This is a genomic window from Fibrobacter sp. UWB11 (genome assembly GCF_900143015.1).
In the GTDB taxonomy this organism is placed as follows: domain Bacteria; phylum Fibrobacterota; class Fibrobacteria; order Fibrobacterales; family Fibrobacteraceae; genus Fibrobacter.
The window spans coordinates 412293-437132 of record NZ_FSRT01000002.1 but is presented as its reverse complement, the minus strand read 5'-3'; the positions used below and the strand labels follow the sequence as shown (position 1 = coordinate 437132).

Here is a 24840-nt window from a genome sequence, read left to right as displayed (position 1 = left end):
TTTTTTGAGGAAAAAATGTATAGAAACGGTAGCGATTCAAGATTTGAAATGAGGTTGCAGCCTCGTACTTTTACTTCTCGTCGTGAGAATACTAATAATAATTATGAGCACTCTGATAATAATCGTGAGGTCACTAGTAATAATTGCAGCTACGAAACAATAAAATCATTTTTGGATAGAATTGATAGCAGAGAGTCGTTTGATTTTGTATCAAAAGAACCCGATGAAAGTGAACAAATAGATTTTGAAAAGTCTTTAGATGGGTTTCTTTCTAGATGGGAAGATGATAAAAAAGCTGTTCTTGGAATTGATATTTTTAAATACAGTCAATTCGATTATAAAAAACAGAAACTTATTCCATTTGTTTTTTCTCTGCTACGAAAAGAAGCTGAGAAATGCTTTTCTTATGCGGAATCTTTTTTTTCATATCGGTATGTAAATGATAGGATTCAACATGATTTAATTGATACCGGTGATGGTGGCTTTCTTATATTTGACGAACCTATAGATGCCGTTGTATTCTTATTACATTTCAATGCGTTTTTACATCTATATAATTCATATCATCTTTATCCAAAACTTCGAAAATATGTAGGACCACTTACAATAAGATATGCGATAACATATGACCTATTATATAAGATAAATTCTAGGTTCTATGGCCGAGCGATAATCAATAATGCAAGAATTATAAGCAAGGATAAATTGAATCGTTTGTTAATAGATGACAAAACGTACGAATGGTTCTTGTTAAATACTAATGGAATTGAAAATTTACCCTATGTTAAAAAAACAGATTTAAAACATTTGAATCAAAATGCGCAAGATGAAGATCGTTTATTCTCGGTTGCGTTAGGTGATATTGACGATGGAAATATCAGAAATGTTTTTTGCCAGAAACTTGAAAAAATTCATGTAAAAGATGATGATTTCGATATTTATAATCTGATGATCCAATCTTTTTTAACGTTCCATGGAGAAACTGAGAATAAAAGGATTCCTGTTGTTACGACAATAGGAAATATGAATTGTAATGGGATTTAGTTCAATGAAGACAAAAAAGCCGAAACGGTTGTGCCAATAGACCATATGCCGGAAGATATGGCTCCTGAGGCAATGTTCTTTAGTAAATCTATGGCAGAAGTTTCGTTTTGTTCTTCAACAGACTTCTTTAGTAAGGCGATTTGTTCTTTTAACGAGTCAATCTTTTCTGCTTCGATATTTTTTGCTTTCTCTAAATCGGTTTCTATTTTTGTAATGAGTTCCTTTAAGGCGTTGAAATCAAAGCTGTTATTATTGTTGATTGTTGCGGAAGAATTCGTCATCGAGCCAATGACGTTTGATCCATTTATAGATAATCCATAAAAGTTCATTATCGTCATTGTTTTTGCTATATCCTTTTCTTGTTGACTGAATTGATATTCTTCTCCTAAAATACCTTTTTGTTCTAAATAAATAGACCAATCAGATATTATGCGTTTAACGGTTTCAAGAATGGTTTTATATTGATGTTTTGAAAAATGAGCGCGAATATCTTTAGATGATAATGATGGCTCTAGCGTTTCGAAAACTTTATGTAATTCTGAGTATATTGGAGCCGTTATTATTTCGTTATTAGAGTTAAAAAAAGATTCTATTTCAGGAACGCCCTGTTTTACGGGAATATGTTGATATTTAGTTAAAGGATCATTTTCTTCTAAAATGATTGGTTTCCAAGGACCATTGGCACTTTTTGCTTTGAATATTGCATTGATGTATCGAAAACTCGGAATCTCTTGATTGCCATATCCATCAATTTCATTTCTTAAGAAATCTGCCATTTCTTTTTGTTCTAATTTGCGTGCGATGAAATACGCTTTTTGAAAAAGGGTGGTATAGGAAATGGTTGGGTTAATGCAATCTTTTTGTAATTCTATAACCAATTTAGACATTTAATCCTTCCTCTGCGTCTGTATGTTTGATATAGAATCGTTTAGCACGCCGGCAACATTCGAACTAGTCACATTGCCATTGATGATGATTTGGATTGAGGGAACATCTTTGACTTTACTTTGTTCTTCGCTGGAGAAAATAAGGTCTTCTCCGAAAATACCTTGTTTTTCTAATTTCAACGCCCAATCTAAAATGAGTTTACGGACAATTTGGAGTATCGAAGTAACCTTTGCAGCCATAAAAATTTGACGAACATGTAACGGTTTGGGCATGTCAATTATTTGATAAATGGCTAGTTGTTCATCGTAATTCAATCGGACTTCGAGCATTTCTCGTTTGGATTGATCAAGTTTTTCGATTTCGGCAATGGATTCAACAATGATACTCATGGACCATGGACTGCCAGCTGGAAAAGATATGGGCTCCCAACGTTTTGCAGTCTCTTTGTATGCCTCTGCATTTACATGAATTTTACGATATAATGGGATGGTTTTATCATCTATGTCATAGTAGCCGTTGATTTCATTGGTGCAAAATTCAGCCATGTCTTTGATGTTTAATTTTTCAGCAATTGCATACGCCCTGAGTAATAAATTATAGCAGGACACTTTTTCGTCGAGACAGGCTTGCTGTAAGTCAAGAACCATTTTTGCCATAATAATTACCTATACGGCGAGTTTGCCGCTCATTAGGCGGGGCAAGAGCAGGTCGCGTTGTTTGATGAGGTTGTCGTTTGTTTTTTGCAACATGTTCTTTTGTTCGATAATTGGCTTAATTATATTTCCAAAAGCTGTTAACACTTTTAATTCTGGAACAAGAATTTTATGTCTACGCATGAAATTTAAGCCGACAAACTGTTGTGATGCACCGTTTGTTTGTGTTGCAAAAACGGCTTGCATAGAATCGTTTAACATCCAATAATAGAGATATGCTGTTTTAGATGTATTGTTTGGCTTGAAAATAATCACGTTTTTTACACTGAACTCTTGGTTGTAATTTACTATACAGCAATTTCCTACTGTTCCAATATTGCTGAAAAGAATATCTCCTGTTGAAAGCCCACTCCGTTTTTTTATGTTTTCATGGTCTTTAAGGCTAATAAAATATGCTTCATCAAAGTCGATAAATCCATTTGATATACATTTTCCCGTTATTAAAGGAACTCCTTCTTCAACAGGTTTGGGAGAGTCATGTGTCCCATCTGTTACATAGCAAAAATCGTTCATTCTTTGAACAGTCCAACCTCGAGGAATTCCGTTTTCGATGGGGGTGGTTTCGTGGCCGGGGAATCGGAAGCGGACGAACCATTCTTTGTATAGGTTCTCCGCCATTTGTTCCAAAATTTTGATGCGTTTGTTGTTGTTTTCTATCAGGTTGTCGTAGACGGAAAGTACGGATGCGATTTTCTTTTGTGTTGGTAAAGAAGGGGCTTTCAATGTTATATTAGAAAAACTGCTCTTACTAACATTTTCTCTGCCAGATGTTGTTCCGCTGTCAAGCTGTTTTACATAAGCAAGTCTTGTTCGCAAACAATAGTATAAGAAAACTCCGTCAAATTCTTTGTTTGGGATAACTGCGTTTACAGCTTGATTCGTAAAACTTGGCTCGTCTGTCAAGCACATTTTTTTTCCAAGCGAGCCTATTGTGACTACGCAAGGAGTATTTTTCGGCAATAAACTTTTTTGATATTTTTGAAAAGCTAATTCCGAGTAGTATTCTTCTGTTTCTGGAACAAATCTTTGCCCTTCTTGCATATCTGTGGGCTTAATGAATTTGTATTCCGTCCCATAGAATTCTCTTTTAGATGTCGGTGGAGTGTTGCCGGTAACAACTGTACCAACATCTTTTATTTTATAGGATTGCCATTCACTCATATATTACCCAAACAATCCTTTCATGTTCTCTGCAATCTGTTTTTCCAGTTTCTTCGCTTCGGCGCTCAGCTTGGCGAAATCGTCGTTCAGTCCGAGCATCGTTTCCTTGAATTCTTCGGCGGTCATGCCGTCGTCTTCAATGACAACGCCCACATATCGGCCCGCGTTGAGCGAATAATCCTGATCCTTGATTCCATCTTCGCCTTCGATTTTTGCAACTTTGCAAAGGCCAATTACGTCTTGGTATTTTCCGTCCGGGAACCGTTCGGTGAGCCAGTTGATTTGCGCCTGCCAATAATCCTTGTTTTTGACTTCTTTGTCGTCGCTGTTTACGGGAGCGTTCTTGAGGTTTTCCTTGTATTCCTTGAGCAAGTCCTTGAACGCCTGCGTGTCGCCTTCGTATAGGCGGCTGATGATGGCGAGGTTCTTGATTTGTTCGTCGTTGAACTTGCGGTGAGCCCTGTCAACTTGGGTGAACACATTTCGTGCATCGATGAAAAGGATTTCGTCTTTTTTCTTGCTGCTCGCTTTTTGCTTGTCGAAGAACCAGAGCGTTGCAGGGAGCGTGACCGAGTTGAACATGTTCGAGGGCAGGGTGACCATCTGGCTGATGACACCTTCTTCAATCATCTTCTTGCGGATTTCGAGTTCGCTGCCGCCGGCGTCGCTTGCAGAATTCGCCATGACGAGTGCCGCCTTGCCGTGTTCGTTCAGGGCTGTAGCGAAGTATCCAATCCACAGGTAGTTTGCGTTGGGGACGGTTTCTTTCTTGTCCGAGGTCTTTTTGCCGCCTGCCTTAGATTTGTTTCTGGGAACGCCATAGGTGCTGAAACGTTCGTCTTCCTTGACTTTATCGACAACGACTTCGTCCACGTTGAATGGGGGATTCGCCATCACGTAATCGAATGCGCCGAATGCGTTGTAGGGGTCGCTGTAGAAGGAGTTTGCTTCGGTGATATCGCCGCGGACATTGTTCAGGAGCAAATTCATCTTGGCGAGTTTGACCGTGTCGGGCTCTTTTTCCACGCCGTAGCAACGGAAAGACATTGTGTCATCTTCTTCGCTCTTGTTGTGCTTGTGCATGTAACGGGCCGCCTGCACGAACATACCGCCCGAACCGCAAGCCGGATCAAGGAATTTCTTGTCGTGACCGCTTGGCTGCAGGACTTCGACCATGTAACGCACGACTGTCGCTGGCGTGTAGAATGTTCCGCCGTCCTTGCCTTCGGACAAAGCGAAATTGCCTAGGAAGTATTCGTAGATTTCGCCGAACAGATCAATGCCGATATCTTCGGGAATGTCCTTGAATATGCGGACAATCTTCGAAAGTAAATCGGGTTCCTCTTCGGGAACGAGCTGTGCGTAAACATCTTTGGGGAGGACCCCTTCCATCTTTTCGTTTTCGTCTTCAATAGCCTTCATCGCACGCTTGACGAGAGTCGCTTTCTTGGCGTCATCCGGGGCGTCGTTGATAAAGTCGAAGTAGGCGCATTCCGGCAAGTAGAAACCGCACTTTTCGATGGAGATTTCTTTGAGTGAGCGCGCACGACGGGTGCCCTTGAGCTTTTCGAACTCAGCGTTGATTTCGTCTTTATGCTGTTTGTAAAGAATGTCCGCATAGCGCAGGAAGATTAGGCCCAGAATGGGCTGACCGTATTTGTTGGCGGCGAGGTGCGCTCCAGCGCGGAGAATGTCTGCGGAATGCCAAAGGCGATCTTTCAAATTCTTGAGTTCAATATCAGTCATAGGGGGTCTCGAGTATTTGGGAGGAATATAGATTATTTGAGGGGAGATTGGGGAGTGGTTTTTTGAGGTGTCATGTGCATTTAAGGGAAAAAAGGTATATTGAATTTTAAGGATGAAGGTTAAAAGGTTGTTTTGAGAGAAATATGAATCTTTTTGATAAAACTCCCAAATTTATCAGAGCCTATAAATTTGTAGGCTCTATGAAAGTTGCTTTTCTTAGGTTTTTATATCGGATTTGGGGTGAAAAAAAATTTGATGTTAAAGATGATACCTATTTTGTGAGTCTCTTTATTAAGAATTCTGTAAAGAGCATTATTTATGCGGCTATAATAGCGTTGGTATTTTGGTTTTTAGAACCTTGCTTTACCAAATGTGTAGAAAAAACGAAGTTCTTTTTTGACAATTATGTGACTATTTTAGTTGCTGTTGCGGCTATTGAAACTTTATTTATTGGTCTTTATTATGCGGGATTGACATCTGTTGCTAGCGTAGCCTATTCGAAGGTCCCATATGAAATTCGTAGCTTGTTAATTGAAGACCGTGTTAGTAGTTTGTTTATGCGATTTGCTACTATTTCGAGCGTATTCGTGTATATAATGCTCGGAAAATGCTTGATTTTTGATGAGTATTCGATATTGGCTTTCGGTTTTTCTATAGTAAGTGCCATTTTGATAATACCGTCTTTTCTTTTTCTAGGAAAAAGACTTTTTAATTTTTTTAGTCCTATAAATTGGGTGCCTCTTTTACGAAATCAATTGGAACGGCAATGGGAAAATTTGCACCAATTGAGCCAAAAAAGATTTCCTGAAGATTGTGCTGAGTTGTGCAAAAAACAAGGTTGGAGGATAATTCGTCGGTTTGAGTGCTTGAGCCAAATCTTAATAAGCGAATCGAAATATTCCAAAAGAGAACTTTTTGAATTTGATCGAGAAATTATTGATGCCTTGCAAAGGTATCAAGTAATAAAGAGATTTTTTCCGACAAATAGCCGTTGGTATGGAAAAAAACATCGCTACAAAAGTGTTGTATTGCAAGATTATATGCGATTGAATATTATGTTCAATTTCCAAAATCAAATGCCGCTTGAAGAAGCGGATGATTATTGGTTTGAAGATAGCATGGAAGAAATACTTTTTTCTGATATAGTTCTTTATGCGAATGATGTTGAATTTACAGCTATTGTACCTGAATTTGGTAAATATATTAAGACTCTTGCATATAATAATAATAATTATGATAAGGCCCATGCAATTATTGATAGGTTGTGGTCGTTAAAGCCTGCTATTTTTTCCAAAGAGAAATGGGCGATATCTTTTATTGAAAATATTTTCATTCATGAAATAAACCTGATTGTTTATTTATCAAATTCCCATGATAAAAGGGCTCTATTCTCAATTGTTCAAGAAATTGAAATAGATAAAAAAGAATCTTTTTATAAACATGGATTTAGTATGGCGCTATTGAAGGATATGGAGTTATTTAATGCTAAAGTTCAAACGGAATTGAAATTAGAAGGAAATGTTAAAACTCCGCATTGGTATATATTAGATGTACTTTGCCAACAAGAAGCGATTCGTTTAAATGCCAATTACAAATTGCTGACTAAACAGGTTTTTAATCGCTTTGAAAACAGGCTCAAAGATCCTCAATTGCAACCCATTTATAAAGCGGCTGTATTAAAATGTATACAAGAGTATTGGGCAAAGTTGTTTAAATTAGAAAATCAAATAAATTCTATTTACGATTCTTTGGTAAATGATGTAAAAAATCCCATCATTGCATTTGAAAATTTGGTTAAGAACGACTATAAAAATCAGTATGTTACTCATTTAAAATGTTTGACAATTGAATCAGCAAATGTTATTCCTCTCGTTTCTGTAAAAGAACGTGATGAAGAAATCCCTGATTATGCGGGAATGTTGATTTTGAAAATGTTTGATGACAGTATGGATTTTGCGATAAAGGGAGATTGTAGTGTCGCAGAAAAATGTATTACAAATGGACTGGTTTCCATTTTTTTGCGAACTATTTATGCGAAAAATAATGATGAAATAAAAGAATTTATTGATTATGCAATTCTTATATCCAGTGTATTTTTGATCTGCTCTGAATATTATCAAAGTGACAAACTTATGTCTTTGGTTGATTCTGTATGGAATAAACAAATGGATCTTTGGTTTAAAGAAAAACCGATGAATTCTTTATCCTCAAAGGGAAAAGAATACTTATTCGCGAGTATTGACAATACGAAAATGGGAATGAGTTCTCAAATTGTCAAGGAATTAGAAAGAAAAATAATCACGTTGCTTGAAAATGTATCTTATGAGATGAAAGATTCCAATAAGACGATGCTCTTTGAACAATATGCGGATGTAAAACACGAAAGTCCACTTATTAGACATCTTGTAAAAGAATATAGAGAAAGTCCGCGCTATGCTTGTGACTTGAAGATAGAACATCTTTTCATTATACACTATTTTATGAAAAGTCCTTATTTGCAAGATTGTGATTTTGGGTGGGAAAACGAATGTCTGAAACGTGATTTGGAAGGGAACAATGATGAAGAAGAATGATTCCGGGTGGTCCTATTCTGTTCTGTGTGGAAAAGGCCCTGTGTTTGGTTTCCATACAAGATTTATCAACCAGTATACTTATTTCCAAAAATTTGATGTTAAAATCATTGGGGCTGAAAATGTTAATTTGATGGATTTGTTTTCACAGATATCGCATTGTAGCGAGCGTCAGATTGCTATCCAATTAGGACATTGTGTGAAAGAAATTGTGACTAAAATGCTTATTTCGGGATGCTGTATTTATCATTTTGAGAAAAAACAGCACGATTGGAAATTTACCATTCCAGATGAATTGGGTGGAGAAAAGCTTTTTTCAAAAAATGTTCTTTTGTTGAATGATTTTTTGCAAGAAAAAGTAAATCTATATATGCAAGATTCGAAAGAGTGTGAGAATACTCGTGATTTGAATTTAAAAAATATATATGATAACCATATTGTGGCCGCATCAAAAGCTTTTATATCATGGGGCTTCAGTTTGATAGATCCTTCAAAGGCGACGGCCTTCTATTTGGCTTATATGCATTTAAAAACAGAACGCGCAAAAGCTATTTTGAGGGATTCTGTTTTGTTTTCGATGGAAAAATACTTGAATGAAATGGGTTATGATATTAAATTCAAATTATCAAAAGTTCGAACAATGAATGACATTGATAAGGAAATAGAGAAGTTGAATAATGGAATGCTGCCCACAATAGATGCTCTTAATATAAAAGAAGCTTTTGCTTAATTTTGGAGAGATTTTATGCTGGATGGAAAATTTTTAATACCCGCTACAATAGGCGTTTTGGGAACGTTTATCGGTGCTTTGATTGGAGCCTTGTCCGCTCATTGGCTTTATCATAAAAATAAAAAATCCGAAGAACGAAGGATAATCAATGAATCAATTCATTATTTGTTGGAAGTATTCTTTTTAGTAAATCGTTTGAATGCGGATAAGATGGCGGATGCTTATTTGGATTACTATTTTAAAAGAATAAAAGAAATTATTCCTGCATTGAATGAAAAAACTATTGATTCTGCAAAGAAACAATATGGTCCAATGATAAATAATTCACTTTTTTTTAGACAAAAAGAAAATTTTGAAAACCTGAATAAACTAAAAGAACAATATGAAAAAATGATTGCAAATTTAGCAACGATTTTGCCTATAGATGCATATTACTTAAGGGGTAAAAATGATTTAGAGAATTGGATGCAATCTATATCGGAATATTTTGAAAATGTAAAAAATACGGACGTAAAAGATAGTGTCGCTAAAGAGACTATAAATCAAATACAATCGTCATTAACAAAAGAGTTGATCGATGAATATCAAAGTGAATTAAAAACGGTGTTATTTGCTTTACTATCAAAAACAAATTGGTCGACTCGTCGTGCTGGAAAAAAAGTTGTTAAAGGAATAGAATCTACGGATCTTACAGAAAATGAGAAACGAAAAGTAGATAAAGAAATTAAAAATATAGTGAATTTGATTCTTCAGAATACAATGAAGTACGGGAGTCAAAATAAATGACATCACCTGTATTGTACAAATATCTTGATGCTGATGGTGGTTTGAATATGTTGAAATATCATAATCTGCAATTTACCAACGCATCAAGATTGAACGATCCTTTCGATTGCCATCCTAGTTTGATAAATTTTTCAAATGTTCCTGAGGCAAAATGTAAAGTCTGGCCGGCACATATTGTCAGATTATTAGAATCGTCTTCGTACATAAGAAGTTGGGAGAATGCTTGGATTTGCAGCTTATCTAAGGTCAATGATGCTTTGCTTATGTGGAGCTATTATGGAAATCATAAAGGCGTGTGCATTGGAATAGACATGGAAAAGGCTGATGCGGACCTTTCTAATAAATTTTTTGGAAAATGTATTGGTGTACAAAAACTAGAGGTACAATATAAAGACATTATCAAGAAACCTGATTATTTCCATGATTTTGATAATGGACGATTTTTTGATTACCAACTATCTACCAAAGCGAAAGCTTGGGAGCATGAACAGGAAGTTCGACTAATATTAGATGAGCCTCATCCCGGACTTACGCCTTGTGAATTTCAGCCTAAGACAAAGAATAGAAAAAGAAATAGTGACATTAAAGATCTTCGTTTTTACCCACAGATTGGGAGAGAATGTTTCTATTCGCTATATCTTAGCATTAATATCGCAGAAGATAAACAAAAAGAAATTGTGAAAGTTGCACGAGGGCTCAATCCTGAAATGAAGATTTACAAAATGACTGTTGACCCTGATGCGTTTAGACTGAGGCCAGAGCCTATCGATGTTTTGAAATGAATATTTTGCTGCAACAATCCTACCTATTGCACGAGGTTATTCAAGAACCTATTTTAAGGACTAGAGGAAAAACGGGAATTAGAGGTTTTAGATGTCAGAGAATAAAACAGGTGAAATTGTTATATACCAGACTGATGATGGACAGACAAAGATTGATGTCCGGTTTGAAGACGAAACTGTCTGGCTTACGCAGGCGCAGCTTGTAGATTTGTACCAGTCGAGCAAGGCGAATATCAGCGAACACATCAAGCATATTTTCGAAGAAGGTGAACTTGACGAAGGGGCAACTGTTCGGAAATTCCGAACAGTTCAAATTGAGGGATCTCGCGAAGTTGGCAGAGAACAGGTCTTTTACAATCTTGACATGATTATTTCTCTCGGTTATCGCGTAAAGTCGATCCTGGCGACTCGTTTTCGGCGCTGGGCAACCGAGCAACTCAAAGAATACTTGAAAAAGGGATTCTTGCTGAATGACCAGAGGCTCAAGGAAGCGGGTGGCGGAAATTATTGGTATGAACTTTTGGATAGAATTCGCGATATCCGCTCTAGCGAAAAGGCTTTGTATCGGCAAGTTCTCGATTTGTATGCGACTAGCGTTGATTATGACCCTAAAAGCAAAGAGTCCATCGCTTTTTTCAAGATGGTGCAGAACAAGTTACATTATGCTGCGCATGGGCATACCGCAGCCGAAGTCATCTTTGAACGGGCGGATGCCGATAAACCGTTTATGGGTTTGACTACATTTAGCGGGAGCATGCCGACAAGAAAAGATGTAGTGGTTGCTAAGAATTATTTGGACGAAAAAGAACTCAAGGTGCTGAATAATCTAGTTTCGGGTTATTTTGATTTTGCGGAAGTCCAGGCAATTCGCCATAATCAGATGCACATGAGCGATTATGTGGAGCATCTAGATAAGGTGCTTTCTTCGACAGGGGAAAAGCTCCTTGATAATGCGGGAAGCGTGAGCCACAAACAGGCTGTTGATAAAGCTCTTGATGAATATCGGAAATATCAGGTATTAACGCTAAGCCCTGTGGAAAAGGCATATCTTGAGACGATTAAAAGTATTGAGAAAAAGGTGAAAAAGAAGAAGGGGTAATGCGGATGTTTCCGCAGGTTGCGGAAAAGCCTAATATGGGACTTACATCGTGGCATGGCTCTATTGTTCGTAAGCAGGATATAATAGAGAACGAAGCGAAACATCGCGAAAAGTGATTGAGTATCTCCTCCGTTTCACTCCACTTCCACCACAAAATCTTCCCGCCTCAATCCATATTCCGCATAGGGATTTTCATCAGGGTATCCAACGGGATTGCATAGGAGCAAGTGACGTTTACCCTTTGCATCCATGAACTCCCGTTTCATTGCGGTGTGCGTGTGGCCTGCTTGCCAGATGCTTCCATCGTCCAAGTTTTCTAGGTAGGTTGCTCCATGGAAATAGAAAAAGTTTGAGTATGGGTCGTTTCGGTAGCGTTCGGGCATTTCGAATTCCAGCGGCAGAAAATGCGACATCATGATTTTGGGTCGCTTTAGGGAGAGTGTGCGAAAAACGCTGTCGTAGTGTTTCCAAAGGCGTCCGCTGTCATTTTTCATGTAATTCCAATGTCTGCCATCGAACCATCGCGTTGCCCATAACATCTTATTCATGATTTCTGATGCTGCGGGTGAATGCATGTACTTGAAATCGCACATTCCCATGCAACCAGCGATGCCGTCTGCAATTCGATTCTCGAGCAACATGACGTTCTGAATTTTATCTGCTTCTGCAATGAAGTAGGCAATTTTTTCTTCAGAGGTTTTAAATTCGCGGTCAACTCCGAATCGTCCGTCTAGCTCCATGATGATGTCGTGATTTCCAAGGCATACGTATACGCAGTTGTATTTTTCCGCAATGAACTTCAGGAATTCTACGTAGGTGAAATAGTCGTTTGCGATATCTCCAGCGATACAGCAAGCGTCTGCTGGCAAAAAGTTCCGTTCGAAGAATGATTCAAAATACTTTCGTAATGTTGAAACATTGCGGGACAAGGGTGCATAGAAATCGACATGTAAGTCGCTTATAAAGAAATACTTCATGCCTGTAATCTATATTCCCGTGCATTTGGAAACAAGGCTTCGAATTTTTACCCTACAAGTACCCATCAACCACCCATCATGTCCCCGACAAGTGCCGGACATGCTCCCGAATATATTTTATGGAAAAAAGAGAAATGTAGGTGAAAAATTAAGGAACTTGACTTTTGTGAAATTTGATTGTATATTATCTAAAAAGCATCGGAAAACACGCTCCGGTTGGTGATGCCGGAAAGCAGGAAGGTTACCGATGTTTTTTATTTACCCTTCCACCCTTTCATCCTTCAGTCTGTATCGCATGCTGCGGCCGCCTTTGTTGTTTGTTTGCAAAATTCCTTTGTCCATGAGACTCTGGATTTCACGGAGGGCGGTGTCGTGGCTTGCGTTGAAGAAGGCGGCGGCTTCTTTAGCGGTGAAGGGTTGCGCGAGGCGGCCTGCCATGATTTCGTCGATGAGTTGCTGTTCGCGGGCGCTGAACGTGTCGTTTGCGTGGGCGCTGCGGAACTGGATGCGGCTGATTTCAGAAGCGAAAAGTTGTTCGCTATCTTTGATGGCGTCCCGCATCATTTGCAGGAACCATAAAATCCATTCGGTGAGGTCACCGCTTGCGGCTTGTGTGCGTGCGAGGATCTTTAAGTATTCGCCTTTGTGAATGTTAATTTGTTTGTTCAGCGCGTATTGGCAATGAGTCGTGTTCTCGGTGCGTGCAAGTTGCATTGCCGTGATGGCGCGGGCTAGTCTTCCGTTTGCGTCGGCGAATGGTCGGATTGTGATGAACCAGAAATGTGCAATTGCGGCTTTAATCACCCCGTCTATATTTGCGCTTTCAAACCACGATAAAAAGTTTTCCATTTCGCTTTGGAGGCGTTCCGGATTCGGGCCTACAAAATGGAGTTGCTTTTCGTCGATGGTCGTTTGCACTTCATTCGGGACTTCGCGAAACTTTAAGACTTTGTTCTGACCCATCGCGGAATGCCAGTTGAATAGGCGTTCTTCGGTGAGTGGCTGCGAGGCGTTCTGGATGGCGCCGAGGTAGTTTTTGATAAAGTTTTGTGAGCCCTTGCTTTTGAGTTCCACTTCGGCAAGTGTGTGCGCGGGGTCCAGCGTGTAGCCGTCGATGGCGTAATTGGCGACGATGTCTTCGGCGAGGAGTTTTGCTTCGATGTCCTTGAGTCCGCAGATTTGCATGATTCCGATGAGCTTGCCTTCTTCAAGGCGTGTCTGCCCAAGCGCTTGGAGCACCTTGGGAGAATCGAAGCGGAACCGCGTCCAGTCTGGGAATTGATGGATGTAAAGCATGGTCTTTTCTCAAATATATTTCTTTTTCCGGCGTTATTTGGCGCGCGCGTTTCAATGCTCCGTTGAATTTGATAAATTTAAACTATGCAGAAAATTGAAACTTGGTACAAGGCTGAGGGCAATTGCCCCGATGAAGAATATGAAATTGCAAGCTACCTGCTTTTCGAGGCGGGTGTTGCGACGCTCGAAGAACTCGACCCGGTGACCGCTGGCCGCACGGAGTTCTGTTTTTACACGGGCGACAAGGCGGAACGCGACCGCATCGTGGCGGAATTTCCGCAGTACAATTTCAAGGTCACCGAAGAGCCTGCAAAGGATTGGGACAAGTGGTGGCGTGACCGCGCACAGCCGGTGGCTGTGAGCGAGCACCTTTGGGTGCGTCCACCTTGGGTGGAATTCACGCCGGAAGATCCTGAAGCGGTTGTCTTGGAGCTTGAGGCAAAGACTGCATTTGGAACGGGCGAGCACGAAACGACGAGTAGCTGTGCTGCGCTTATGGAAAATATCGATTTTAAGGGCAAGACTGTTCTCGACATTGGAACGGGAACGGGCATTCTTGCGATGTTTGCTCGTCGTAAGGGCGCAAGCCTTGCTGTGGGTACGGAAATTGACCCGCTCACGATTCCCTGCATTGCGGAAAACTTTGAACGCAATGGTTTTGGTGAAAGTGACTGCGTGCTCGGATTCCTGGATGCGTTCAAGGATGGAACGAAGTTCGATGTGATTCTCTGCAACATGATCCGCAGCGAACTTTGGCCGCTTCGCGACGACATCGAAGACTTGCTCGCCGAAGGCGGCGAACTCATCATCAGCGGTCAGCTCGAAGTCGAAAAGGATTACATCCTCAAGTGGTTCGATGAGGCTGGTTTCAAAGTCTCCGTCGAACGCACCAAAGGCGAATGGTGGAGCGTGCTTGCACGCTCCTAAATGAGCCTTTTAGGGCGACAAACGCATAAGGCGAGTGTTGCAGCCAAGCTCGCTTGGCTATAACCGAGCCGCGCGTTTGGCAAAATCACGAAGTGATTTTGCAATGGTGGAGTGTGCTTGCGCACTCCTAAAACTACTTCTTAAACGATGGCTTCTTGAAGCCTTTACCGTGTGAACGGCGGCTGGCGAGGTTTATCTCGCCGCTGTTGAAGCGGTTCTTGTCTTCAACGTTACGGTGCTCGCGGAACGGCGCATTCTGCTGATTCCCGCGGCGGTCATCAAATACATTGCCTCGGCGGTCAAAGTCGCGACGTTCATCTCGATGGAAGTCGCGGCGATTTTCGCTAAAGCGGTTCCCGCGGCTTTCACTAAAGCGTTCTTCGCGGAACTGGAATTCGCGCGGTTCCCTTTGCGATTCACGACCTTCGCTGAATCCACGACTTTCGTACCCGTCATCGCGCCAGCGATTCTTGACCTTTTCTTTTTTCGGGCGTAATGCATTTGTGCGTTCGTCGCGCTTTTGCATTTCGCGATTGCGGAAGTCTTCGTTTTCTTCGCGTTCCTTGCTCGGGAAGTATTCCTTGCCCTCCGCCATTGCAGTGCGGCTCAGTAGCAAGCGACTGACCTTACCCATCTTGAGGCGTTCCAAAACTTCGCGCAAGTGCGGGCGGTTTGCAGGAATGTACCAGAAGAAGAATTGCTTCTGGTTTGCTTTTTCTTCGGGCGTTTTGGCGACAAAGAGCGGCTTTCCGTCTGGCGTCATCTCGGCGTAGAACATTTCGGTCGCAATGGTCATCGGCGTTGGTGTAAAGTCTTGCACTTGTTCCAACTGGAAACCCAATTGCTTTGTTTCGAGTGCAAGTTCGGCCATATCGGCTTCGGTGCATCCCGGATGGCTACTGATAAAGTATGGAATCAGCTGCTGCTTTTTGCCGATGCGTTTACATTCGTCGTCAAAGAATTCCTTGAACTTGTGGAACAGCGTAAAGCTCGGTTTGCGCATCAATTTCAGCACGGCATCGCTTGTGTGTTCTGGAGCGACTTTCAAGCGGCCACTCACGTGGTAGTCGATAAGTTCGCGTGCGTATTCTTCATGGTCCTTGCGGAGCTCTTCGTCGTCGGTCTCCTGCAAGAGCATGTCGTAACGAACGCCGCTTCCGATGAACAGGTGCTTCACTTTCGGGTGGTTGCGCACTTCGCGGTACAGCTCCAAAATTTCTTTATGGTGCGTGTCCATGTTGTCGCAAATCTTGGGCGTGAGGCAACTGGCTCGTGCGCACTTTTGGCAACGGCTCGGATCTCGGCCACGCATGTTGTACATGTTTGCGCTGGGGCCGCCAAGGTCTGTAATCGTGCCGGCAAAGCCTTCCATGTTGGTGACGATTTCGACTTCGCGCAGAATGCTTTCGCGGCTACGGCTTGCGATGAACTTGCCCTGATGTGCGTTGATGGCGCAAAAACTGCAACCGCCAAAACAGCCACGGTGCGTGTTAATGCTGAACTTGATCATGTCGAACGCCGGAATGTTGCCGCGCTTCTTGTAGCGCGGGTGCGGTTCGCGGGCGTAGGGGTATTCAAAGCTTTCGTCCAGCTCACCGTATTCCAGCGGCGGGTAGGCTGGGTTAATCACCACGGTCTGTTCTGCGACATCTTGCAGAATGCGGTGCTGGAACCACTTGTTACATTCAATGTCCACCCTGCGGCAGTTCTCGATTTGGTTCCTCTTGCTTTCCAGACATTCTTCGTAGCTGTACAGTCGCAAGTCTTCCCACTTGCTGTTCTTCGGGACGTTCCCCTTGGGCGCCAAGTAGGCGGTCTGCGGAACGGAATTCAGGCTCGAGAACGGAACGCCTTTTTTGAGCAACCGAACAATTTCTTTCAGAGGCTTTTCGCCCATGCCGTAAACGAGAATATCGGCCTGCGTATCGAAAAGAATGCTCGGCTTGAGTCTGTTGCTCCAGTAGTCGTAATGCGTCACGCGGCGAAGGCTCGATTCGAGGCCGCCAATGAGCAGCGGCACGTCGGGGTAGAGCTTCTTCAAAATCTTGGCGTATGTGTATGTCGCATAATCTGGGCGGAATCCCGCCTTGTTCCCCGGCGTAAAGGCGTCGTCACTGCGGAGGCGCTTTGCGGCGGTGTAGTGGTTCACCATGGAATCCATGCCGCTCGAAATCGCAAAGAAAAGTCTCGGAGTGCCAAGCTTCTTAAAATCGCGCAAGTCATCGCGCCAGTTCGGCTGCGGCAAAATCGCTACGCGCAAACCCTCATGTTCCAAAAGTCGCCCGACAACCGCATGCCCAAAGCAAGGGTGGTCCACGTAGGCGTCGGCGCTGATGATAATCACGTCAACGTAATCCCAACCGAGTTCGTCCAGGTCTTCTTTGCAAATGGGTAAAAATCGAGGATCGTACATAATGGAACTTTGGGGTTGAAAAGTTTATAAATCTAAAGATAGAAAACGCAAGTGCCGGCGAAATTTATTTTCGTCTTATTCCGCGTTCCCTTTGACGCAACGGACGGATAGCCCGTATTCGTTTTTGTTATGGGGCCAAAGGGTAGCACCATCGGATTCATTGAAACTAGCCGCATAGAAGGAAGGATCTTCAAATTCTGTTGATGTCCAAAATAATGCGTATTCGTTGTACGAATGGAATCCGTCTGTGTAGTGAATTCCTGCTGCAACGACGGAAAAACCGTTGGGATCCTTGTTGACTTTGCCCCATGTTTCGGCTGCTTTTAATTCGCCTCCGGAGCAATTGAAAATGAGAACGGTGTCTTGATAAGGTTCAATGCTGCAAGAGTGGTCCTTTAAAAGTTCCCCCCATTCATCGACAGTGGGCAAATGCCAACCTTCAGGACATACTTTTTTTGCGGCTTCCCAAGTGTAGAGCCTTCCAAATTTTTGGCAGTGTTCGGGGTTGTTGGCGTAACACCAGTTGGTTACTTCGTCGTTCTCTTCGGTCTCGATTTTATAGTTCATGTTTTGCGCGGTCCACACATGATTGCTAATGACTATGGTGCGGTAAACCTGGTCATCGCGCTTGTCCAAAAATTCGCCGTAAGAAACGTCTGGATTCAAGTATTCCATGGTGACGCAGTCGTGCTCGGTGCAATCGTAAAAATAGAGTGCGGCACTGGATTTGGGGGCGTCGGAACTGGAGCTGCTCTGGGTGGCGCTGGAACTTTTGGGTGGTTCGGAACTTGATGATTTCGCCTCGGAACTGGACGATTTTGGGACCGGCTTTGAACTGCTTGATTCCGGTGCTTTGCTCGACGACGAGGGCTCAATACTTGACGATGAAAGAATTTCTACGTGGTTTGAAAAAAAGATGTTTGTTATTTTCGAGCGTGAAAACGAACTTGAAGAACTTTCGCTGTCTGTGCTGTCGGGGACTCTGATAATTTCGATATTGCCGGAATGGGGTTCTTCGCTATGCGCGTCAGCGACGTCGTTGCTACAGCCTGCTACGACGGTGAATAATGCGGCGAATATGTATCCCCTGATTTTGGTCATTTAATAGAATTATATATAATAACGCCTTAAATGTCACGCGGTTTTATTCGTTTCGCGTTCTTGTGCCTCGCGCATGGAATACACGCACCCGCAAAAATTCTGGCGGTAAAGGTTGTATTCGTGCGATAGCTGGATGGAGCGCTTGTAGCCGCCCTTCTTCTTGAAGTCGCTCGGGAGGCGCTTGATGCCGTAAATGTCGCATTGTTCCTGAACCACCTCGTTGAGCACCTGGGCATCCTTCATCGGGCTGATGGTAAGCGTTGTGGTGAAATAGTCGCAGTTCAGTTCCTTGGCAAGTTTTGCAGATTCGGCGAGGCGGAGTTCAAAACATTTGCGGCAGCGCTTGCCCCCTTCGGGTTCATGCTCTAGTCCGCGAGCGATATCGTAAAATTTTTTCGGGTCGTAATCGCCTTCGACGAGTGTAACGGGGTATTTTGTCTTAAATTCGGCAACAAATCGTTTAATCTCGTTTACGCGGTGCTGGTACTCTTCGGCGGGGGCTATGTTTGGGTTGTAATAGAAAAGCGTAATTTTGAAATATTGGGAAAGGTATTCGATTGTGTAGCTGCTGCATGGCGCACAACAGGCGTGCAACAAGAGCGTCGGCACTTCGCCGGTCTTTTCGAGCCTGCGAATGATGCGGTCCAAATCGACCTGGTAATTGTGTTTTGGTGCAGCCGTTTCCATGTCTCTATCGCCTTTCGTCTCTCGTCTTTCGTCTAAACAGTCCCTACCGCGACAATCCAAAAGCAAATGGTCGATGCTATGGCGAGCGGTCCCATCACATGGCGTTCTTTGGCGCTCAGGCTAAAGAATACCGTTGCCGTGTAAAACGTCAGGTAAACTGCATAGAAAAATGCAAGGATTCTGATAATTCCAAATGGAATCGTCTCAGGCAGCACGTGCCCTGCGCTTAAAAGGGTAAACAAAGCCACAAATTGCATGATAATCGGCAACACGAATGCCCGACGGACTTCTTGCGGTACGACCTTGTGGCGGCCGTTCATGGCGTACATGCCGAGCGGTGCACCCAGTGCAAGCGCTATGTTCAGTGCGATGGAGGGCAAAAAGACGATAGAACCGATGATTGCTGCGATATAAGACATATCCCTAAGATAAAAAAAAGGACTCCTTCAGGCAAAGGAGGGAACCTAAAGGAGTCTGAGAGTGTTTGGGTATTATTAATAATAGATTTCTTTACGGCTGTAAACCTGTTTCCTCAAGAAAATTATGGTTACAAATGTGTCCAGTTTATTGAAAAGGGTGCCTTTTGGGATAAAATGTCTCAAAATTTGAGGCTAGCTTGCAAATGGGCGTAGCTAGGACTGAATGTTTTGGTTCTGGTTTTCTTGAACGCAAAGACTAAATCACACCCAAGCCAGTCGTTGTTTAGCTTGATTTCGTTTTGAACGGATACGCTTTTTGCGGGGTTTGTTTGCGGGAATGCTATGGTCAGTTTGGTGAGGGCGTTGTTGCTGTGGTAGCCTGCGCCGAGTTCGATTTTGGGTGTTTTTGTGCGGCTGTCCTCGCGGCGGACTTTGGCGCTTGCCTTGAACGTAAACGATTCCCATGTAGATTCTAAGCTGCCGTTCCATTCGGTGCGGTTGCAGTTTTCGCTTGCTTCGATGCAGGTTGCGCTCAGGCTTGGGCGGAATCGGTCGGGACCTGAGGTCAGGGTTGCCTTGAAGCGGGCGTTTACAGAATCCGAGGCAATTGGGCTTAGCACGCGTGCCTTGATGGAGAAAACGGTGTTGTATACTTCGGGCCATTGGACGTTGATTGTTTGCGATGCCCAAAGGCGGTTCTCGGCTATGATTTTGCTCAAGTTGAGACCTTGCGGGATGGAATCGCCGTGGATGTAGGCTGTTGTTTTCCAGGAGATGCGGTCGCCTTGGTTTTGCAGTTGAATTTTGATAATCGGGAGGTCTTGCCCGAATTGGTACCAGCTGGAAATTTGCCCTAGCGTGGTGTGCGCTTGCAATGCGATGGCGGTTGCGCTTGGGAATTTCCAAAATAAGGTGGAGATTTGGTTCGTGCGGTTGGGGCGAAAGTCGAGCCCGGCATGCAATGTCTTGCTTGTGTCGATGTGCGCGCCTAGCCGGAATTTACCGATAGGGTAGAGAACTGTTGCTCCCCAGAGGGTGTCGAGCGGCAAATGGCTGTGAAATTCTAGGGTTGAAATTTGTCCGAAATGAGCTTCGTAACCGTCACGCCGGTAGGATAGCAATTCTTGTGATCCAAGGCGGAGCCTGAAGTAATAGAACTGGACTTGAAGTTCTTCACGGTGTTTTTTCAAGTGACCGTTGCTGTCGTATTGGCCTTTCCAAGAAGCGTACCCGTGCGGGATGATGGATGGTGGCGGCGTCGTTTTTGCGGACTGCGCGCTTTCTGCGGTTTTAGATTTCCGCTTTTTACGTGTTTTGTTTTCGATGGTTTTGTTGAAATTTGCGCAGGGTTCTTGCGCGTAAACTTCAGCGAGTAAACAGGCTTCGTCGTAGTTTTCTTCTTCGAGTCGGGAGAAAATTTCATCGGCCTCTGCAGGCGTGATGATGCCGTCGTCCCACCATTCGAAAACTTGCGCAGCATCTAGCGGTGGCGCGGTCGTTGCGGTTTCTTCGGCGTAGGCTTGGGCTATTGCGAAAATAGCGAGTGCAAAAATTAAAAGTATTCGATTCAAAAGAACCTCCCTTATATAAACACACGCGAGAGAGCCTTTTGGACTAAAAAAGAATGAAAAAACTTTCTAAATTTTGAAACATGGCAAATTCTTCTTGGTCAAAAAATTCCAAACCCCGTGGTGCGAGTGCGCTTGGCAAGGACTTTATCCCTCACATGAAGGCTCCTCGCACGGAGTTTCCGCTTTTTAACGGAAAGCGCGTAACGCCCTCGCTTGCGGGGCTTGATAAGCTTTTGCATTACTACGGTGTGGAACTCCAACCCGAAACGCTCAAGCAAATTTGGGAATTTCACCAGTTGCTCCGCGCGAATAACGATGATCAGGATTTAACTCGCCTCAATGCTTTTGAAACGATGGTCGAACGCCATTATGCCGACTGCACGCTCATCAACGCTTATGTGCCCAAGTGGCCTGCCCGCATGATAGACGTTGGCAGTGGTGCCGGATTTCCCGGAATTCCATTAAAAATTGTGAATCCGTCTATCCAACTTACTTTGTGCGAACCGCGCCCGAACCGCATCAATTTCCTCAATATGGTCATTGAAAAAATGGGCCTCAAGGGAATCGACGTGTTTGGTCACAAGGTCACGAGCCGCAGCATGACAATCCCTGTCGATGGCGTGATTAGCCGTGCATTTGAACTCATGGAAAAAACGCTCCCGCGCATTGCAAATTCGCTCAAGGTTGGCGGCCGCGTGTACTTTATGAAGGGCCCTGCCGTTGCTGACGAACTCAAGACTTTCTACCCTGAAGATTTCGGTTACAAGTTTGTCGGGAAGCATTTCTACACGATTCCGAACAGCACTCAGGACCGCGCGCTGATTATTCTTGAACGCGAAGAATAGAGCTCGTGGAATAGGGCGCGATTTTTCCCATTATCATATAAAAGGAGATGCCCTCCCCATTCGCGGATCATGCTCACGTAAGTGCTAGTTGCATTCAAGGCGAGTGTCGCGACAGGCTGCTTGCAGACTGTCATGATTGAGCCGAAGATGCTGACGCAAAGCGTCAAAGCACTAAGTGATCAAAGAGCTCGGTGGCGGGCATGACATTAAAAAAGTCAGGCTCATCACCTGACTTTTTTCGTTCGTTGTAATGCGGCGAAGCCGCCAAGTTTTAACTAATGACCAGTGACTAATGACTGATAACTAGCAGCCTAGAACTTGAACAGCATGCCGAAGCGCATCTGGCCATCGCGAACGCCGTCTGCACGGCCTACGTTCTTGATGGTTGCCCAGTCGAACTGCAGCACATCGGAGAGCATCACGCCCACACCGAAGTCCACTTCGTTACGTTTGCCCTTGTAGTCGTACAAGTAACCGAGGCGAAGAGCAATCGTGTTAGAATAAATGAATTCAGTACCGAAGTTGAAAACGCCCTGGAGGAACGTGTTCGTCTTGTCGTCTTCCGGATCAAAGAGCGATTTCCAGCAAGCGATGTAGAACGGTTCCGGATTGCCCTTGTCGTCGTCCATCACAACCTCGCGGTTGTAGTCAAATGCGACTGTCCACTTGTAATCGGCCATGCTCAAGATTTCGTAAGAAAGTCCGAGGCGCCAAGTCAAAGGAATCGGGTCTTCGATTGTCTTATCTACATAGTAGACGCTCGGACCGATGTTTGCAAGGACCAATGCAAAGTTGAGTTTCGGGATAATGAGGTTCTTTTTCAAGACGCCGATATCGAATGCATAACCGAATGTCGTTGCTTCTTCTTCGCCGGCGGCTGCACCGGAACTCAGGTCGGAGTAGAAGAACTTGATAGAAAGGCCGAGGCCCCAGTCGTTCGGGAAGCGCGTGCCGTAGCTTACGCCGCCGACGATTTCGGAACTGTTGTAGGCCACGAGGTCATCTGCATCCAGGTCGCCCGAAACCACTGTAGAACCGAACGAAACGAAGTTCACGGAAACACCGAGCGTTCCCCAGTCGTTCAGCGGAATGGTCATACCGCCGTAGAGGTGGTAAAGGTCAGGAATGTTCAAAACCGGTAAAAGCTTTTCGTAGAATGCGGTGAGCTGGTAGTCAGCGTCCTTGTACTGCTCCATGCCGTTTGCCGTGCTGAACCAAACGTCGTTACCTTCGGGGAGCACTGCCCAGACTCTGTTGGTCGAAAGGCCATTGCCCTGGTGGTAGTGCGTCCATTCGTCGTCGCGCTTGGTGGCTTCGGGGTCTTCCTTGGAGCTGCGTTCGAGTTCTGCCTTACGTCCGCTTGCGGTAGCGTAATCCGGCAGGTGGCGCCAAACACCGAGGTCGGTTGCAATCCAAATTGCACCCTTGCGGTCTACTGAAACGTCATTTACAGTGTTGTTGGCGAACTGTACCTGTTCCCACTTGCGGAGCGTGAAGTGCGAGAGACCGCCCTTGTGGGTTGCCCAAACGTGACCCGAACTGTCGACTGCAAGTGCGGTCGGGTTCAAGTCCATGATGCCGTCTTCCTGGTTGAACAGGCTCCAGCGGTCTTTGTCGTTAGAGCTCTTTTTCGGGGTAAGGCGAGCAACACCAGCGCCATCGACTGCCACGTAAAGTTCCTTGCGGTTTTCGGACCAGACGAGTGCGTTAATCTTTTGGCTCGGGAGAACTTTACCCTTCTGTTCGAAAGCGCCATTGCGGTAGACGAAGAGGCCGTTGTCTGTACCAATCCAGAGGGAGGCGCCTTGTTTGGTGAGTGCTGTAATGCGGCGTTCGCCGAGTTCCGTTTCGAAGGACTTCCAGCCCTTGCCGTCAAAGCGGTAGAGACCCTTCGGGGTTCCGACCCAGAGCTTTTCGGTAAGGCTTTCGTAGAGGATTGCTGTGATGGTGTCCTTGACGACCAAGTCCCAAGGCATCTTGACTTCGACGACGTGAGATTCGTCGTCTGCGTTTTTCACATCGTTAAAAGCTTTGACAACGCGCGTGTATTCATCGAGTCCGCGTTCGGTACCGACGAAGGTACGTACAGCGTCCTTAATCTTTGCGTTACCCTGCAAGGTGACGGAGTAGTAGTTGACCCACTGTTCCCCGTCGAATTTGAGAATACCCTTTGTAGTACCGGCCCAGAGTTCGCTCTTGTCGAAGAATCCGTTCTTGGAACGGGATGCCATGTGCGTAAAGAACGGCGCTTGCTTGGCATCGGCTTTGTAGGAACTGCGCCATTCGTCGGCGAGCGGTCCAAATGCGAGGCCTGCCGGGTTGTAATACATGGCAGTAGCGTCATCGGCAAGTGCGGCACCGACTTCGCCCATACCAAGTTGGCGGGCACCAACGGGCATTTGGAGAGTAATGATTGCCGAGCCTGTGGCAAGAGCCATGGCTGGTGCTAAAAGAATTGCAGATAATAGTGACTTACGCAAGTTGCCTCCAATCCGGGACGCTATAGGTGTTTCCGTGTGTCGGGATTACTGCCTTCCATCCGGATTTACTCGGGTTTTCCCAGGGTTGCTTCGGTAAAAGCTTACAGTCGCAGCCCAAGACATAGGGGGGTAAAATTTCCGCGTGATTACGAATCTGTTCGCGGGTGATGAAATTTTCTTCGCTGACGAATTTGCAATAATTTTTGCCTTTAGGACCAAGCACGATTCTGTAAGTGGCCGTGCCGTTCTTGTCCCCTTCGTCAATGGTCCTGATGGTTTCCTCTAGCGTGGCGTTCCACTGCTCGATGTAGGATAACCTTTGTTCTGGTGTTAAATCTTGCGTTTCGAGCCATGCCCTGATCGATGCTTCGGAAGGCTTTACGGCGGTGAGCGTCTCGCGGGCGGGGCGACCGATAGCCGCATACTGGCCCGATACGTCGATGACCGGTTTGGACGGCTCTTTTTCGTCGGAATTGCGCGTGCCCACATAAATGCCGATGCCGGCGAGGACGATGGACAATAGCACAATCGCGATGACGATAATGATTGATAGCATATTTAAATCCGTTTACGATAAATCCTTACTCTCAAAAACTAGCATTTTC

Annotated in this window: 22 protein-coding genes; 9 read left to right on the top strand and 13 right to left on the bottom strand. The window is 44.2% G+C overall.

The annotated features are described in order from the left end of the window. Window positions 1-15: 15 nt before the first annotated feature. Window positions 16-1044: a hypothetical protein gene (locus tag BUQ91_RS10310; protein ID WP_074209205.1), complete on the top strand. Its 1029-nt coding sequence runs from the start codon at window positions 16-18 to the stop codon at window positions 1042-1044. Here the strand turns inward: BUQ91_RS10310 and BUQ91_RS10305 are convergent. From BUQ91_RS10305 to BUQ91_RS10290, 4 genes are read right to left on the bottom strand one after another with little or no spacing between them, the layout of a single operon-like run. After that, the gene (locus tag BUQ91_RS10305; protein WP_074209204.1) at window positions 1041-1931 is read right to left on the bottom strand and encodes an AbiTii domain-containing protein; all 891 of its coding nucleotides are present in this window, start codon (window positions 1929-1931) and stop codon (window positions 1041-1043) included. The two genes, BUQ91_RS10310 and BUQ91_RS10305, sit on opposite strands and share 4 nt — an antisense overlap. After that, window positions 1932-2588 carry an AbiTii domain-containing protein gene (locus BUQ91_RS10300; RefSeq protein WP_074209203.1) on the bottom strand — a complete coding sequence of 219 codons (657 nt, stop codon included), beginning with the start codon at window positions 2586-2588 and terminating at the stop codon, window positions 1932-1934. It lies immediately after the preceding gene. Between the two features lie 9 nt (window positions 2589-2597). Beyond that, window positions 2598-3806: a restriction endonuclease subunit S gene (locus BUQ91_RS10295; RefSeq protein WP_074209202.1), complete on the bottom strand. Its 1209-nt coding sequence runs from the start codon at window positions 3804-3806 to the stop codon at window positions 2598-2600. A 3-nt stretch (window positions 3807-3809) separates the two neighbouring features. Beyond that, window positions 3810-5552 carry a type I restriction-modification system subunit M gene (locus tag BUQ91_RS10290; RefSeq protein ID WP_074209201.1) on the bottom strand — a complete coding sequence of 581 codons (1743 nt, stop codon included), beginning with the start codon at window positions 5550-5552 and terminating at the stop codon, window positions 3810-3812. Between the two features lie 143 nt (window positions 5553-5695). Here BUQ91_RS10290 and BUQ91_RS10285 point away from each other — a divergent pair, with 143 nt between their 5' ends. From BUQ91_RS10285 to BUQ91_RS10265, 5 genes are all read left to right on the top strand, one after another. Continuing rightward, a complete protein-coding gene (locus BUQ91_RS10285) occupies window positions 5696-8125 on the top strand; it encodes a hypothetical protein (RefSeq protein ID WP_074209200.1) in 2430 nt (809 codons plus the stop codon). After that, on the top strand, window positions 8109-8852 hold the full coding sequence (locus tag BUQ91_RS10280; RefSeq protein WP_074209199.1) for a hypothetical protein: 744 nt from the start codon (window positions 8109-8111) through the stop codon (window positions 8850-8852). Before BUQ91_RS10285 ends, BUQ91_RS10280 begins: the two co-directional genes overlap by 17 nt. A 15-nt stretch (window positions 8853-8867) precedes the next feature. Further along, window positions 8868-9638 (top strand): hypothetical protein, encoded by a 771-nt coding sequence (locus BUQ91_RS10275; RefSeq protein ID WP_074209198.1) that lies wholly within the window; start codon window positions 8868-8870, stop codon window positions 9636-9638. Then, window positions 9635-10420, top strand: a complete 786-nt coding sequence (locus tag BUQ91_RS10270; protein WP_074209197.1) for a DUF2971 domain-containing protein — start codon at window positions 9635-9637, stop codon at window positions 10418-10420. The genes BUQ91_RS10275 and BUQ91_RS10270 overlap by 4 nt, the downstream gene beginning before the upstream one ends. 91 nt (window positions 10421-10511) lie before the next feature. Beyond that, window positions 10512-11519 carry a virulence RhuM family protein gene (locus BUQ91_RS10265; RefSeq protein WP_074209196.1) on the top strand — a complete coding sequence of 336 codons (1008 nt, stop codon included), beginning with the start codon at window positions 10512-10514 and terminating at the stop codon, window positions 11517-11519. Window positions 11520-11653: 134 nt separating this feature from the next. Here BUQ91_RS10265 and BUQ91_RS10260 read toward each other — a convergent pair whose 3' ends face one another. Beyond that, window positions 11654-12496 carry a metallophosphoesterase gene (locus tag BUQ91_RS10260; protein WP_074209195.1) on the bottom strand — a complete coding sequence of 281 codons (843 nt, stop codon included), beginning with the start codon at window positions 12494-12496 and terminating at the stop codon, window positions 11654-11656. Between the two features lie 258 nt (window positions 12497-12754). Beyond that, entirely contained in the window at window positions 12755-13792 is a 1038-nt protein-coding gene (locus BUQ91_RS10255) for a Fic family protein (RefSeq protein ID WP_074209194.1), read from the bottom strand. 84 nt (window positions 13793-13876) lie between these two features. Between BUQ91_RS10255 and BUQ91_RS10250 the strand changes: the two genes are divergently transcribed. Next, window positions 13877-14719, top strand: coding sequence for a 50S ribosomal protein L11 methyltransferase (locus BUQ91_RS10250; RefSeq protein ID WP_074209193.1), 843 nt, complete (start codon window positions 13877-13879; stop codon window positions 14717-14719). 133 nt (window positions 14720-14852) lie between these two features. Here BUQ91_RS10250 and BUQ91_RS10245 read toward each other — a convergent pair whose 3' ends face one another. Next, window positions 14853-17132 (bottom strand): YgiQ family radical SAM protein, encoded by a 2280-nt coding sequence (locus tag BUQ91_RS10245; RefSeq protein ID WP_074209192.1) that lies wholly within the window; start codon window positions 17130-17132, stop codon window positions 14853-14855. A gap of 75 nt (window positions 17133-17207) precedes the next feature. Continuing rightward, window positions 17208-17807 carry an FISUMP domain-containing protein gene (locus tag BUQ91_RS15900; protein ID WP_254842322.1) on the bottom strand — a complete coding sequence of 200 codons (600 nt, stop codon included), beginning with the start codon at window positions 17805-17807 and terminating at the stop codon, window positions 17208-17210. 82 nt (window positions 17808-17889) lie between these two features. On the opposite strand from BUQ91_RS15900, the gene BUQ91_RS15895 reads away from it, so the two are divergent. After that, window positions 17890-18237, top strand: coding sequence for a hypothetical protein (locus tag BUQ91_RS15895; RefSeq protein WP_254842321.1), 348 nt, complete (start codon window positions 17890-17892; stop codon window positions 18235-18237). Window positions 18238-18266: 29 nt separating this feature from the next. On the opposite strand, the gene BUQ91_RS10235 is transcribed toward BUQ91_RS15895, so the two are convergent. The 3 genes from BUQ91_RS10235 to BUQ91_RS10225 form a co-directional block, all read right to left on the bottom strand. Further along, a complete protein-coding gene (locus tag BUQ91_RS10235; protein ID WP_074209190.1) occupies window positions 18267-18920 on the bottom strand; it encodes an epoxyqueuosine reductase QueH in 654 nt (217 codons plus the stop codon). 32 nt (window positions 18921-18952) lie between these two features. Continuing rightward, complete coding sequence (locus BUQ91_RS10230; RefSeq protein ID WP_074209189.1) at window positions 18953-19339, bottom strand: hypothetical protein; 387 nt, start codon at window positions 19337-19339, stop codon at window positions 18953-18955. Between the two features lie 179 nt (window positions 19340-19518). Next, a complete protein-coding gene (locus tag BUQ91_RS10225) occupies window positions 19519-20910 on the bottom strand; it encodes a hypothetical protein (protein WP_074209188.1) in 1392 nt (463 codons plus the stop codon). A gap of 80 nt (window positions 20911-20990) precedes the next feature. Between BUQ91_RS10225 and rsmG the strand changes: the two genes are divergently transcribed. After that, window positions 20991-21755 carry a 16S rRNA (guanine(527)-N(7))-methyltransferase RsmG gene (gene rsmG / locus BUQ91_RS10220; RefSeq protein ID WP_139255881.1) on the top strand — a complete coding sequence of 255 codons (765 nt, stop codon included), beginning with the start codon at window positions 20991-20993 and terminating at the stop codon, window positions 21753-21755. 311 nt (window positions 21756-22066) lie between these two features. On the opposite strand, the gene BUQ91_RS10215 is transcribed toward rsmG, so the two are convergent. Beyond that, the gene (locus tag BUQ91_RS10215; protein ID WP_074209187.1) at window positions 22067-24235 is read right to left on the bottom strand and encodes a PorV/PorQ family protein; all 2169 of its coding nucleotides are present in this window, start codon (window positions 24233-24235) and stop codon (window positions 22067-22069) included. Continuing rightward, the gene (locus tag BUQ91_RS10210; protein ID WP_072827721.1) at window positions 24228-24791 is read right to left on the bottom strand and encodes a hypothetical protein; all 564 of its coding nucleotides are present in this window, start codon (window positions 24789-24791) and stop codon (window positions 24228-24230) included. The genes BUQ91_RS10215 and BUQ91_RS10210 overlap by 8 nt, the downstream gene beginning before the upstream one ends. Window positions 24792-24840: the final 49 nt, after the last annotated feature.

Coding starts and splice junctions, on each gene's coding strand:
- BUQ91_RS10285 (WP_074209200.1), top strand. CDS start 5,696: ATGAATCTTTTTGATAAAACTCCCAAATTTATCAGAGCCTATAAATTT.
- BUQ91_RS10235 (WP_074209190.1), bottom strand. CDS start 18,920: ATGGAAACGGCTGCACCAAAACACAATTACCAGGTCGATTTGGACCGC.
- BUQ91_RS15900 (WP_254842322.1), bottom strand. CDS start 17,807: ATGGAATACTTGAATCCAGACGTTTCTTACGGCGAATTTTTGGACAAG.
- BUQ91_RS10260 (WP_074209195.1), bottom strand. CDS start 12,496: ATGAAGTATTTCTTTATAAGCGACTTACATGTCGATTTCTATGCACCC.
- BUQ91_RS10275 (WP_074209198.1), top strand. CDS start 8,868: ATGCTGGATGGAAAATTTTTAATACCCGCTACAATAGGCGTTTTGGGA.
- BUQ91_RS10250 (WP_074209193.1), top strand. CDS start 13,877: ATGCAGAAAATTGAAACTTGGTACAAGGCTGAGGGCAATTGCCCCGAT.
- rsmG (WP_139255881.1), top strand. CDS start 20,991: ATGGCAAATTCTTCTTGGTCAAAAAATTCCAAACCCCGTGGTGCGAGT.
- BUQ91_RS10295 (WP_074209202.1), bottom strand. CDS start 3,806: ATGAGTGAATGGCAATCCTATAAAATAAAAGATGTTGGTACAGTTGTT.
- BUQ91_RS10245 (WP_074209192.1), bottom strand. CDS start 17,132: ATGTACGATCCTCGATTTTTACCCATTTGCAAAGAAGACCTGGACGAA.
- BUQ91_RS10305 (WP_074209204.1), bottom strand. CDS start 1,931: ATGTCTAAATTGGTTATAGAATTACAAAAAGATTGCATTAACCCAACC.
- BUQ91_RS10255 (WP_074209194.1), bottom strand. CDS start 13,792: ATGCTTTACATCCATCAATTCCCAGACTGGACGCGGTTCCGCTTCGAT.
- BUQ91_RS10270 (WP_074209197.1), top strand. CDS start 9,635: ATGACATCACCTGTATTGTACAAATATCTTGATGCTGATGGTGGTTTG.
- BUQ91_RS10210 (WP_072827721.1), bottom strand. CDS start 24,791: ATGCTATCAATCATTATCGTCATCGCGATTGTGCTATTGTCCATCGTC.
- BUQ91_RS10280 (WP_074209199.1), top strand. CDS start 8,109: ATGATGAAGAAGAATGATTCCGGGTGGTCCTATTCTGTTCTGTGTGGA.
- BUQ91_RS10300 (WP_074209203.1), bottom strand. CDS start 2,588: ATGGCAAAAATGGTTCTTGACTTACAGCAAGCCTGTCTCGACGAAAAA.
- BUQ91_RS10290 (WP_074209201.1), bottom strand. CDS start 5,552: ATGACTGATATTGAACTCAAGAATTTGAAAGATCGCCTTTGGCATTCC.
- BUQ91_RS10310 (WP_074209205.1), top strand. CDS start 16: ATGTATAGAAACGGTAGCGATTCAAGATTTGAAATGAGGTTGCAGCCT.
- BUQ91_RS10265 (WP_074209196.1), top strand. CDS start 10,512: ATGTCAGAGAATAAAACAGGTGAAATTGTTATATACCAGACTGATGAT.
- BUQ91_RS10230 (WP_074209189.1), bottom strand. CDS start 19,339: ATGTCTTATATCGCAGCAATCATCGGTTCTATCGTCTTTTTGCCCTCC.